Annotated in this window: 11 protein-coding genes; all 11 read right to left on the reverse strand. The window is 45.7% G+C overall.

Translation table 11 applies throughout. The features are described from left to right. Positions 1-30 precede the first annotated feature (30 nt). Positions 31-1,206: an NrfD/PsrC family molybdoenzyme membrane anchor subunit gene (gene nrfD / locus UWK_RS10970; protein ID WP_083907283.1), complete on the reverse strand. Its 1,176-nt coding sequence runs from the start codon at positions 1,204-1,206 to the stop codon at positions 31-33. A 50-nt stretch (positions 1,207-1,256) separates the two neighbouring features. After that, positions 1,257-2,018: a 4Fe-4S dicluster domain-containing protein gene (locus UWK_RS10975; RefSeq protein ID WP_015404437.1), complete on the reverse strand. Its 762-nt coding sequence runs from the start codon at positions 2,016-2,018 to the stop codon at positions 1,257-1,259. A gap of 37 nt (positions 2,019-2,055) precedes the next feature. Next, a complete protein-coding gene (locus UWK_RS10980) occupies positions 2,056-3,492 on the reverse strand; it encodes a cytochrome c3 family protein (protein ID WP_015404438.1) in 1,437 nt (478 codons plus the stop codon). Beyond that, complete coding sequence (locus UWK_RS10985) at positions 3,489-4,418, reverse strand: hypothetical protein (protein WP_015404439.1); 930 nt, start codon at positions 4,416-4,418, stop codon at positions 3,489-3,491. Before UWK_RS10985 ends, UWK_RS10980 begins: the two co-directional genes overlap by 4 nt. Further along, positions 4,402-6,285 carry an ATP-dependent zinc metalloprotease FtsH gene (ftsH, locus tag UWK_RS10990; RefSeq protein ID WP_015404440.1) on the reverse strand — a complete coding sequence of 628 codons (1,884 nt, stop codon included), beginning with the start codon at positions 6,283-6,285 and terminating at the stop codon, positions 4,402-4,404. Before ftsH ends, UWK_RS10985 begins: the two co-directional genes overlap by 17 nt. A gap of 284 nt (positions 6,286-6,569) precedes the next feature. Further along, positions 6,570-6,794 (reverse strand): hypothetical protein, encoded by a 225-nt coding sequence (locus UWK_RS10995; protein ID WP_015404441.1) that lies wholly within the window; start codon positions 6,792-6,794, stop codon positions 6,570-6,572. 37 nt (positions 6,795-6,831) lie between these two features. After that, positions 6,832-7,056 carry a hypothetical protein gene (locus UWK_RS11000; RefSeq protein WP_015404442.1) on the reverse strand — a complete coding sequence of 75 codons (225 nt, stop codon included), beginning with the start codon at positions 7,054-7,056 and terminating at the stop codon, positions 6,832-6,834. Between the two features lie 346 nt (positions 7,057-7,402). Beyond that, the gene (locus tag UWK_RS11005) at positions 7,403-9,187 is read right to left on the reverse strand and encodes a sigma-54-dependent Fis family transcriptional regulator (RefSeq protein WP_015404443.1); all 1,785 of its coding nucleotides are present in this window, start codon (positions 9,185-9,187) and stop codon (positions 7,403-7,405) included. Positions 9,188-9,191: 4 nt separating this feature from the next. Beyond that, entirely contained in the window at positions 9,192-10,313 is a 1,122-nt protein-coding gene (locus tag UWK_RS11010; protein ID WP_015404444.1) for an ATP-binding protein, read from the reverse strand. Positions 10,314-10,561: 248 nt separating this feature from the next. Then, a complete protein-coding gene (locus tag UWK_RS11015; protein WP_015404445.1) occupies positions 10,562-11,203 on the reverse strand; it encodes a DUF1638 domain-containing protein in 642 nt (213 codons plus the stop codon). Positions 11,204-11,550: 347 nt separating this feature from the next. Continuing rightward, on the reverse strand, positions 11,551-12,945 hold the full coding sequence (tilS, locus tag UWK_RS11020; protein WP_015404446.1) for a tRNA lysidine(34) synthetase TilS: 1,395 nt from the start codon (positions 12,943-12,945) through the stop codon (positions 11,551-11,553). Between the last annotated feature and the right edge of the window lie 16 nt (positions 12,946-12,961).

Raw genomic sequence — 12,961 nt, forward strand, 5'->3', positions numbered from 1 at the left:
ACACCCACTGAATCTCTGCAGTATTCCTGTTCAGCTTTTTATCTTCATCTTCTTCAGTACTATCTCACCAAATATAAATGCCGCCAGAAAAAAGAATATTGCTCCAGTGGTGATCATGATTTCATGGAGACTGGGGCTGTATGGGTAGTATTGGGGGAGATCAACCACATTATACTGATAGTAATGGGGGATCAGTTGGCCAACTATTACCAGATCATAAAAGAGAACAAATGAACCAACAAGACAGGATATGCTGGCAATGGCCATCGTGGTTCTGTTTTGTACTCCGGCAACACCAATAAGAATCAATGGCAGTACAACAGCCAGTCCCACCTCGCCTATCCAGAAATTCAAAAAGAAATTGCCCTGAACCAAGTTATACATAGCCTCAGGATTTTTTGTGAATTCAGGAAAAAAACCACCCATAACCTTAATGCCGGTGAAATAGGCAATTGCCAGGAGAAGGACCATAAACAGTCTTCCCGTACTTTGAATGGCGAGTTCTTCGGCCCGGTTCATGGGCTTTCCTTTCAGAAGTTTGGCGGCCCAGGTGAACAGGATCACCGCTGCGCAACCACAAAGCGTTGAGAGGGAGAGGAAATAGAGAGGCATGTAGTTCTCATTCCAGAAGCCTCTTTCGCCAAGAAGAGCCATGTCGGATTTCATGTTTAGATTTCCCATGGTCACCGTGATAAAGGCGATTATGGCAAAAAATCTCGCCATTTTTTCATTTTTTACCAGTAGGGCGAGAAAGTTAAAGAGCATAAAGATCAGGAAGAGGCTGTATATGGTGGTCTTCCACCATATATTCGAGGCAGGATGTGGGGATGAGAGTGCATTCAGACCTACCCGCCAGGGGTTCTCCAGTTCCAGAGTGATACACATAAGACCTGTGGCCATGGTGGCGAGAGACAGGAAGACGGTTCGTGGAATAATAGGTTGAAAAATTTCTATTCTAAAGACCTGTCCCAGAGAGGAAATGATACATAGTCCAGTGGAGAGGCAGGCAAAGAATACGTAAGGAGTGATAAGAATGCCCCATGGCACTTCTCTTGTCGTTCCAAAGGTATGGTGATGTCCAACCAGCAACGAGTGGAGGCCAAAAGAAAGGCCTATTATACTGAGTAGCGTGAGTCCTGTAAAAAGGAGTTCAGAAGTGCCGAGTAGTGAAGGTTTTGAATCAAAATTTTGCTCGATTGTCATCATGCTTTTCCTGTCTGTTAGGGTTCAGTTGCTGGTACGTTTTTTTGTCTGTGTCAGCTCTCCACGTAAAAGACATTTGGCAGGGTGTCCAATTCAGGACGCAGTACCCAGAACACTTTCCCAGATGTATGGATCAGTTTGTAGGCATGGCTTGTCGGATCGGTGAGATCTCCGAAAACTCTGACATTTGCGGGACAGGCCGAGGCGCATGCTGTTGTTTTACCGTTGCTCTCCTTGAGTTTGCTGTTGTAGCAGAAGTTACACTTATCAACCGCTCTGATGGCTTCATCAAAATACCTGGCATTGTAGGGACATGCCGTCATACAGGTCTTGCAGCCAATACACTTGTCGGTATTCATCTGGACAATGCCGTTTACCGTATCTTTGTAGGTGGCTCTGGTTGGACAGACTCGTACACAGGGGGCATTGTTGCAGTGATTGCAAAGGATTGGCATAAAGACGCGCTCCCTATGATCGGGTGCTACCGGGACACTGCGTTCAAGTACTGTTGTGCGGAAGCCATCATCAGGGACTTTGTTGGTGCTGCGACACGCTTCCATGCATTTTTCGCAGCCGATACAATGCTTTTCTCTGATAACCATTGTGTAGTGCGGGCTGTAGGGAGACTTGGTTGTCAGTATTTTCCCGCCGCTAAGGGCTCCCGTTGCATTATGGGCCGAAGTCAAAGAGAGAATTGTTCCTCCTAAAAATACACCCGTGATGGAGAGTCCAAGTTGCAGAAAACAGCGCCTCTCTTTTGAGGGAAGATTCTCTGTGCCTTCATTTTTTAAATTTTTTAGATTCGTAATCTTCATTCGATCCCCTTGGAAGTCAACTATCTCAAGTTATTGTTTAAGGCTCATCGTGGCACATGTTACAGTCCTGTCCGATGATTTTGCCAAACTTCGTTTCATGTTCATCATCATGGCAGCGGAAGCAACCATAGCCGTCATCTGCATATTGATGTCCAAGATGTTGCCGGTATGTTCCCCAGGTGACTTTCATTTTTGGCCACACATTGTTCAGATATGCTTCAAGCAGAAAGGAACCTGATACAACTATCTCCTTTTCATGTTCTGCTACGAATTCGTTTCCATGACGTTTTGCAACATGTTCGAGCAGGTCTTCAACGATTTTTTCCGCTGCTTCATCCCTGCTGGAATATTCTGTTTTGAGAACACTCATACTGTCCTCACGAATTCCTGCTATTTCAGGGTTTATTTTCCTGGAGTGGAGACCAAAGTCTATTACTTCTTCGAGGCCATCATAGACGTGGGTGGGACGATTATGACAGTCGATACAATCCATGGTTCGCCATTTAAGTGCCACTCCCTCTTCGGGCACTTCATCAGCGATTGAATATTCCTCTGTCACTCCACCGGGTCTGGTAACCTTTATTTTTCCAATTTTGGTACGTTTCTCGTCAAGAGCCTGATATTCAACCTTTATGTCGTGACTGACATGCCAGTGAATACCTTCAAATTCGGAAGTTATAGGGTTGCGCCCACCGATATGCAGGGATATTTCCTGGGTATCTGCATCGGTCTGATTGTCATTAGTGAAACTGATAAATTCTTTAACTCTCTTACCGTGGAACTTTTCTGGCCAGTGGCATGATTCACAGGTGTCCCGTGCAGGTCGCAGATGCTCAACGGGAGCAGGAATTGGTCTATTGAAATCCCCATCGATAACTGCCTTTACCTGACGCAGTCCTGAAAGCTTGGCTTGGACATACCAGTTTGCTCCGGGGCCGATATGACAGGAAACGCAGGATACTTTTGCATGTGGTGACCTCTGATAGGCCGTGTATTCTGGATCCATAACCTGATGGCAGACAACGCCACAGAAGTAGGATGAATCGGTAAAGTGGTATCCCTCATAGGCAACCAGAATCAGAACAGTGATGTTGACTACTGAGAGAACAATAAAAAGTAAAATACCCTTTCTGTGCTCCTTATCAGCAAGGTCTATTTTCAGATGTTCCGTGTTAATGAGGCTGTCTTTAAACCATTTTTTGCGTCGAAAATAGCAGGAGAGCGGGATAAGGCAGAGGCCAAACAGCATCATTGCCGGTAAAAAAAGAAAGGTAAAAATAGCAAAATAGTGATTGGCTATTAATCCAGTGAGATGGCCGATGAGACCTAATATGATCAGGGTGATGGATACGGTTGTCAGTCCCACTCCCAAAAATCCGAGTGGGGTTTTCCAGGTACAGCCGAGTAAACGTTCCCAGGCACCCAGTTCCTGATCTCCTTTCCCGTCTCCGTTGTTCTGTTGCTGATCGCTCATATCTCTCCTCCATTTAAGCTTTTCTGTAAAATAGCCGCGCTTTTTTCACCATTTTCTATGATTTTATAGAGTATCTTTTTTTGTTCTCCTCCAACTTGTTCAGCCTCGCAGTAATCTGCCAGCAGTTGTGAATAATTTATGATACCGTTCAGTCTATTTGTGACTTCATTTACAATGGCAGAAAACTCGGTTTCTCTTCTGCTGGGGACAACAGGGGCTTGCTCGGTACCTTCTGCTGTCAGGAGCAGTTGATTGAAAGAGTGGATTATATTCTGAACTTCGACACTGTTTTTGTGCTCATTCTTGAGGTGAATCCGGGTTTTGTCCGTCAGGGCCTGGTGGCTTTGTTTCGAAAGAAAAATAAGAGGTTGAACTGACTTTTTGTAAAGAATAATCAGGGTGAAAGTCGTCAGGAAGATGATTAATCCCATAAGGACCAGAGCTTTTTTTTGATAATACATGATCCTGTTTTTCATTTCTCCGACGACAATCCGATCAAACTGAAGAAATTGACTGTTAATCTGACGAAGGAGGCCGAGAGTCTTCAGGGCAAGTGTCCTGTCTGCGGTGGTTTCAGCGCTTTTCTTGAGGTGGATGGAGATTTCTTCAAGATCAATTTTCTTTAAAAAAGAGAGTTTATATTGTGCCGGGATAAGACGGTTATCCAGTAAGGCAATATATCGTGTGTTGAGTTGCTCAACTTCCCGGGCGGCAGCAAGGAGCTGGGTGGAATTTTCGGAGAGAAGACCTTCGGTGGCCTGTTCGCGAATAGTTGAGTAGAGGAAAATGGTTTTCTCACTGTCCTCTACGATGGAATTGTAGGTACCCATAAGACGGTTCTGGGAATAGCCAGTAATTATGAGCATGGCAAGGAGCAGTGCTGTCCCAAGAAAGGCGGCTGTGCTTAAGCTACGCAGCGATCGCATTTGTTTCCCGGAGATTTTGGGGCTGACTGCAGTTTTCCTTAACTGTGCAGGTGCTACAGCTTTGTTCTGGATTTGCTACGGCTGCAGCCTCCTTTTTCAAGCTGCATTCGACTATGATCTCAAATTCCTCTCCGTCCAGCGTCTCTACCTGAAGGAGAATCTCAGCAAGATTTTTTAGAAGACACTGTTCCTGTTTCAATATTCGGACGGCCTCTTCATAGCAGCCTGTCAGGAGTTCGTTGACTTCTTTGTCAATTCGTTTTGTTGTTTCCACACCCATTATAAGACGACTTCCTGCGCCGCCAAGGAACCCACCGCTTTCCACGGCATAGGCCTGTGGTCCCAGGGTATTGCTCATGCCCCATTTGCATATCATATCGGTGGCAATTTGAGTGGCTGTCAGAAGATCTCCCTGAGCGCCTGTGGTCTGCTCTTTGAATATAAGTTCTTCGGCTGCACGTCCGCCCATAAGTACTATGATCTTAGTACGAAGGTACTCCTTTGAATAGGCAGGGTGGTCACTGATTGGCAGTTGTTGTGTCTGGCCCAGGGCCATGCCTCGTGGGACGATGGTGATTTTGTGGAGTGGGTCGGATTTTGGAAGCTTGCTTGCAAGAATTCCATGCCCTGCTTCATGAAAGGCCAATATCTTCCGGTCTTCTTCACTCATCACCAGTCCCTTACGTTCAATTCCCATAAGGATACGATCACGAGCCCTTTCAAAGTCTTCATTAATTATCTGATCATTGCCTTTTCTGGCGGCCATAAGTGCAGCTTCATTTACCAGGTTAGCGAGTTCAGCACCGGTGAAGCCGGAGGTTGCCTTGGCGGTATCTTCTAGATTGACTTCCGGGTGCAGGGCAACCTTGTTTCCATACACCTCGAGAATCTTCAGTCTTCCCTTCACATCTGGAGCCAGAATATTGATTTGACGATCAAAACGACCGGGACGTTTCAGTGCAGAATCCAGGATGTCGGGTCTGTTTGTGGCAGCAAGTACGACAATGGTATCTTCTGTGTTGAATCCATCCATCTCAACGAGCAGGGCATTCAGTGTCTGGCCCCGTTCTTCCTGGCCTCCTGCCGAGGCACCACCTGTTCTACTCGCTCCAACAGCGTCAATCTCATCGATGAAAACAATACACGGAGTGTTCTTCTTTGCTTCTTTGAAGAGATCCCTCACTCGTGAGGCGCCGACGCCGACAAACATCTCAACAAAATCGGAACCGCTGAAACTGTAGAACGGCACCTTTGCCTCACCTGCAACTGCTTTTGCAAGCATGGTCTTACCCGTGCCTGGGGGCCCCTGAAGCAGGATTCCCTTGGGAATGGTTGCACCAATCTTTTTGAAATTTTCCGGATATTTGAGAAAGGAAACGATCTCTTCGAGTTCTTCTTTTGCCTCTGGAATCCCGGCTATGTCCTTGAAGGTTAGATTTAGATCCTTGCCGTTGAGGCTGATCAGCTTTTCACTGGCAAATTTGCTTTCTTCTTCTTTTTTAGTACGGTTTGATGACCACCATGTCGCCATGATCAGGAGAACCACAAAAACAGAAAGAATTGTTACGTAAATAATGGTAAACCTGTCTGCTTTTACAATAACGCGAATGTTTTTACCTTGGATTCTTTCCAGAAATTTACTGACATCCGGCACCGTTGTCACAAAAGTGTGATCCTCTCGATTGGTGAATGCAACTTTATTACCGGTAAACTCGAGTTTTACGATCTGATCGTTATTTAAATGCTCTATGACTTCGCTGTAATCCTGGCTGGGATGTCTGTGTTCAATAAACCAGAGTAGTGCCATAAACATGGCCAGGCCGGCAAAGAGAAAGCAGATAAGCATGTTGCGGACAAGAAGAGCCATATAGCAGAGTCCTTTAGGTTGCCATAAAAGAATATGGAAAAGCACCAGCTGATAGAGTTTTAACTGCGTGGGCTTTTCCTGAGGGGAGCAGGTGAACCTCGAAATAGTGTCGGTAATGAAAGGTAGCTATGTTGCCTTACCGTTGACCATCCATGTTAGCCTTTTTATCACAGGTGGTTAAAATGAGGACTTCACTGTAGACACATCCGCAGGGGTGAAAACCCCCTGCGGCATATCTTTTACTTCTATTCCCTCATTGGTTTTTATTTCCATTCCTGAAGATCTTACATACCACTTACAGCTTTGAGCCAGCCTCCAGCGAGCTGCAGGGGGCCACCTGCCTGAAACATTGCACTGGCAAGACAGGCGATGCTCCAGAGTCCAACAACCCCTGCAAATGCTGCTATACTTCCGATAATAACCTTGTCTATTTCGGTGGAAACTGAACTCGTCGTACTGTCTTGAACCGTTGATTTACTTTTTTGTTTAGTAAGTACTGTGTCATCCATTTTTCTTTCCTCTCATTGATGTGTTTGAAAAGTATCGTTACATTCCTGCCAGTGCTTTAAAGTAGCTTCCAACAAGTTGCAGGGGGCCACCGGCCTGGAACATGGCACTCATAAGACATGCGACACTCCATAATGCAACAACGCCTGTAAAGGCTGCAACGCTGCCAAGGATCACTTTGTCAATTTCAGCGGAGGCGCTTGTTGTTGTTTGTTCATGAGTCCTGGCCTGGCCTTTTTGTTTTGTCAGTGTCGCTTCACTCATGGGGTCTCCTTTGATGGTGTGAGGGGGATGTTCTGTTCTGCCTCTCTAGTTGCATGCTCCGTGCCAGAGTTATGAGAGAAACGGGAAAGAAAGACTTCGTTGTGGGGTAAATTCTCGATATTAAAGGGATAAATAATGTGCCACAATGTGGTGCATAATTGTGTGCCAGGAAAGACATTACTGGTGGTGTCCCAAATGTGTACCAGGGGTGTCCCGCCGATGTCCCACAACTGTCCCGGAAATGTCCCGTTGTGTCCCTTATTGGAAATGAGATAAAATCTCAAATAGTTAGGGTAAAGGATGCATTGGTGCTAAGAGAGGAGAGAAGGACGGATGATGGTGTAGACTATTCTTCTATATTATAACGCTGCATTTGTCTGTAGAGGGTGGAGCGGGCTACTCCAAGAAGTTTTGCTGCCTTTACTTTGTTTCCATTTACCTGCTTGAGAGCATTGATGATTTTTTCATCTTCCCGTTGATAATGGGGGCTGATGGAGAAGAGTTCAACGGGATGGTCATGGTGATGAGGGAATGGAGGGGAACTTTGCAATACTGTTTCTTTTTTGGGGGGATTCTGGAGTTCGTCGGGGAGATGTTGTACCAGGAGCATGGGCCCATCACAAAGTACACATGCCCTTTCCATGACATGTCTTAGTTCCCGGACATTTCCAGGCCATTGGTAACTGGCCATGCATTCAAGCGCCTGGTCGGAAATAGTCGCAATTTTTTTGTTAAGCTGTTTTCTGAAAATTGTCAGGAAATGGGTAGCAAGCAGTGGGATACCATTGATTCTTTCGCGCAGGGGAGGCAGTCTTACTTCGATAACCTTGAGGCGGTAATATAAGTCTTCCCTGAATTTTCCTTCGGAGACCATTTTTTGAAAGTCAACATTAGTGGCAGCGATAATCCTCACATCCACCTTTAAAGGCGTATCCTGGCCCACCGGGGTGAACGTTTTTTCCTGGAGAAAACGGAGAAGGAGTAACTGGTTCCGCGGCGAGATATCTCCAATTTCATCAAGGAAGAGCGTTCCTCCATCAGCTTGAAGCAGCATGCCCTCTCTGTCTCGGTCGGCTCCGGTAAAAGCACCCTTACGATGGCCGAAAAGCTCGCTTTCAAGTAAATTTTCGTTTACGGAGACGCAGTCTACCTTGATAAGAGGTTTGTCACGTCGTGAACTTTCGGCATGAAGGGCCTCGGCAGCTAGTTCTTTTCCGGTTCCGGATTCACCTGTAATGAGGACGGCGGTATCGACCTTACCGATGTTTTCGATCATTTTGTAAACTTCCTGCATGGCCCTACTGGAGCCAACACAGCCATGAAATCGGTTCCGGATTTCATTGATTTCTCTTGGTTCTTCGAGACTCATATCCCTTGCTACAATAACAACGCCCTGAAATTCATCATCTTCGCCACGCAACGGTGAGGCATTTAAGCTGATGATCTTTGTGGAGTCATCGGCAGTATGGCACTCAATAAGATGTTTTCTCACTTCAGTGCCGTCCTGAAGAACTTTGCGGGCATCATTGAGACAGGCCATACCGACTTCTTCTGGGAACTGATCGAGATCATAAAGTCCCTCCGCCCCTTTATCCTTGAGCCATTGTTCTGCTGTTTCATTGAGTTGTACAATCTGCATATTGGCGTCTATCGTTATAATTGCATCGCTGACCGAGCGAAAAATTGTCTCAAGGTAACGACGGAATTTTTCATTTTCCCGAAGCAGTCCTTCAGCTTTATTTTCAAGAGACCAGTGCAGAAGTGCCTGGCGGGTAAAACGCAGCAGGGTATTCTTGTTTACAGGTTTGGAAATGTAATCAAAGGCGCCGTGTCTGACGGATTCAGTAGCTGTTTCAAGGTTAGGGAATCCTGTTATCATCACCACAGGACATTTTATGTTCAGTTCCCTGGTTTTCTTTAGAAGGTCTGTTCCGCAGGGACCTATCAGCACAATGTCACTGATAATAAGGTCATATGTGGTGTTTTTAATTGCTTCAATGGCTTGATCAAAAGTTGCTACGGTGTTGACAAATTGATACCCTTCAGAGGTAAGAAAAATTTCGAATGTCTGGCGGATAGACTCTTCATCGTCGACAATAAGGATGTGGGCAGAATATAAGTCGTGCTCCATAAATTCAGATCCCTGCTGGAAGTTCAATGATCATTTCTGTGAATTGGTCGAGTATGGAGTTCACCCGCAGGTCACCTCCATGGTCTTTTATGATTCCATAGCTGATGCTGAGTCCGAGTCCTGTGCCCTCACCAGGAGGTTTCGTGGTGAAGAACGGTTCGAAGAGGCGCTCCAGAAGGGATTGAGGCAGACCGGTTCCATAATCTTTAATGGTTATGAAGTACACACAGGATTGTCCCTTCTTTTTTTTCTCACAAGTGATTTCAATCTTCTTTTGTGGATTGGGGGAAGGGTATCGGGCGTTTAAGGCGTAGCGGCTGTTGCTGATAAGGTTAAGAATAACCTGCTGCAGTTGTCTGAAATCGGCAATGATGAAAAAGTCTTTTTTTGGAAAGTCTGTTACTATCCTGATACCATCCTTGCTCAGTTGATGCCGCACCAGCGTAAGACTTTCTCTGATTACTTCCACAGGATTGACGGGTCCCTGGTCACGACCGTCTGCCCGTGAAAAAGAGAGCAGGTTGTGGGTGATTGAGGCTATCCGATCACCTTCATGGATAATTTTATGTATGATACTTTCTCCGGTGGCATCAAGCTTGTAGTTATCCAGCAGTATTTGAGCAAAATTGATGATGCCCGTGATGGGGTTGTTGATCTCATGGGCAACGCCCGCAGCAAGTTCACCAATGGCTGCCAGTTTGGCAGTACGTATGGAGTCAACTCGGCGGCTTTCATCCCCGGAGAGTTCCCTGGCGATGAGCATGATTTTATCTATTGTTCCATCGGGCTCTTTAACCGGGGAAATGGTAAAGGAATATTCACCGAAGAGTCCGGGAAGTCGAGTCTCTTCAACTTTTGGAGAACAGGTCTTGAGAAATTCTTCCAGGGGGCATTTGATATGCGGCCATCTGCCACCATGAACAATCTTACAGATCCCCTTGCCAACCACCTCTTTTCTCTCTTTCTTTGCAGCGAGCAGCGTTGCATTGTTTGCCTCAATAATGGTGCCATCGGGGCTTACAACAATTACAGGATCCTGGATAGCGTTGAAAAGTTGCTCCCAGGTGCCGCCGTGGTGGGTTTCCGATGTGGGGGAATGGTTGGGAGCAGTCTGCGGGGTGAGCAAGGTATGTGACTCCGGATCAGTTTAAGTTTCATTTCCCACGGTATTCTGGCCCTGATTTTGTGGAATGATTTGTCAGGTTGATTTCCTGACAACTGTAGTATACCACAGTGTGTTACACATGTGGAAGTGAATTTATTTTTGTTGAGTCACTTTATTGGATAGGAGGATGAGTGAAGGGGGCGGGAATGGGCTTGAGTGAATCAGGAGAAAAATTCTTACACAAAGGACTATAATGATGGAATGTGTTGTTATTCTTTGAGGAGTTTCAAGAGTAATTTTTTAAAGTGGGTTAACTTCACAGGTAAAATATCAATTTCCACCTGGATCAGATCGTAAAATTCCATAATCTGTTCATCGCTTAAGGAATCCATCCCCGTGTCTAGAATAATAATCTTGTTATACCAGCCAAGATTCAGGCGAGCGTCGGTAACAGACCATTGACCATCCTGAATGGACTGATTAATCATCCTGATCCAGGCAGGAGTCATAAGAGAGGTGCGGTTCTTTTGTAATTCTTTGGCAAGGTCATCACCAATCAGCATATCAATACAGTTTCTTGCGTGAGGAATCTTTCCTCCACAGTCTTCAACAACATCAGCTATATTCCGTTTTCCCTTACAATGTTTACCTACGAGAAAGCGAACTCTGTCCCCGTTTTTGATGGCTCTGTCGATACCTTCCTGCAATTGCTCCTCCATTGTGTGGGGATTGTTGTGGATGGTATAATGCATGTAGTCGATATGTGGACTTAGATTCAATTCGGCAAGAACACTTTCAAGTTCATCACGAAAAATAGGACAGGTGATAAGGGAGATATCTCTGCGTTCAGTGATATCCTTTTTTGGAAAAGAAGAAAGTTCTTCGGTCTGTTTACAGAGAGAGCTTTGCATTTTTTTGTTTCCCAGTAGCTATTAATTAAAAGTCGTTTGTGAATACCATTATCATTCGCTGGAAACAAATCAATTTTTTAAATAGGATTGTTCAGTAGGAGGAATATGGGAGGTTGCCAGGAGTGAACGTTTAAATTGCTTTGAGTGGTATCTTGAAAATATTTGCCTGATTACCATCGAAACTCAGCTTTGCAACCCGGAGTTGTTCCGTGTCGATTATATGGGACGCCATAAACACACCCCTGGGGGCTCCGTTGCGGCCGTCCAGGCCGCAGATGCCCATATAATCAACACGAAAAACTCCTCCTCAGACGGGTAAGCTGAGGATTAGTGGTAAGCTGGAATATTTATGAAGTCAGCCATTGCAGTGCCAATACCTGTTTTGTTTGTTTTCTGATTCGAAAATTATGGTCTATGCGCAGGCCGACTAGGGCAAGAATTGTATCTTTTGAGAGGATAAGAGGATACTTATCTCTTTCCATAATGGGTATTTTGTGATCAGAGAGAAAACGGGATAGTTTCTTTCTTCCTGGAGCACCAAGTGGTTGAAAGCATTCGCCTTCCTTGATATGACGGACGGAAAGAGGAAATTGTATCAAATCAGCATCAAGGAACAGGGTGTCCGGAGTGGCAGGCAGGGCCGGGGAAAATGGCAAGCACTGTATGTGTAGGGTATGACCAAGCTCTTCTATGGGAAAGACACCTGGGCCATTTACGATAATGGGAGAAAATGATTTCCGGATGATTCCAGTGCCACGGTAGCTGCTCCGAAGAGATGGACGGTGAAAACAAATGATTTCAGCTTCTCGAACTGCTCGTAAACCATTGCTGAGGTGAATTTCTTTGCGGGTTTCTGATTCTGCAAGGGCAAGCAGGCTTTTAATTTTCTTATAGGACGGTTTTGATCCCAGCGTCCAGCATATCCTGTCAAGGATTCTACGTTGAATGGCAATCGGTTGTTGTAAAAAACCAGTAAGTGAAAGAGAGAGCATATCCTGTTCTTTAACGACAACACTCTGATAGGCGATTGTAGTTATTTCTTCGAGGAGCTTGTCCTCGTCGTTGAGGATTGTTGCAGTCTGAAGCAAAGTCTGGCGCACCGCTTGATTGTAGTCATTTTCAAGTTTTGGTAATAGCTCCAGGCGAATTCTGTTTCTCAAAAAGCGTCTGTCAAGATTGGAACTATCCAGGCAAAAAGGAATATTCTGTTCTTTTAAATAGGAGAGCAGGGTGTCTTTCGTCTCCTGGAGCAGAGGACGAACAATGTGTCCATGGTGCAAGTCCATGCCACTGAGTCCCCTGCTTCCACACCCTCGAATCAGACGAAGAAGAACCTCTTCAGCCTGGTCATCGGCTGTGTGTCCAACTGCGATAACGGATGCTCCATGGGAGACTCTGAGCGTTTCAAGCGCCTGATAACGGAGTTCACGGGCGGCTTCTTCAAGTGAACAACCTTTTGCCTGCTGTTCACCTGTGACATCAATGGTAAGAGATTCAAAATGTGCAGAGCATGCCATGGCCTGCTCTCGGACAAGTTTCTTTTCAGCTTCGGTTTCCAGAGGGCGTAGTCCATGGTCAATGTAAACAGCTATACGTCTGGTGGCCGGAAAGAGGTTGGAGAGAATGTGTAACAGGCTTATAGAATCAGCACCTCCGGAAACACCTAAGACAACAGATGATTTGGGATGAAACAGGGAGGATGAGATGACCAGCTTCTCTATCCGTCTCTGGAGGGCGTTCATTCGAGATCTCATGTTT

The sequence above is a fragment of the Desulfocapsa sulfexigens DSM 10523 genome, assembly GCF_000341395.1.
In the GTDB taxonomy this organism is placed as follows: domain Bacteria; phylum Desulfobacterota; class Desulfobulbia; order Desulfobulbales; family Desulfocapsaceae; genus Desulfocapsa; species Desulfocapsa sulfexigens.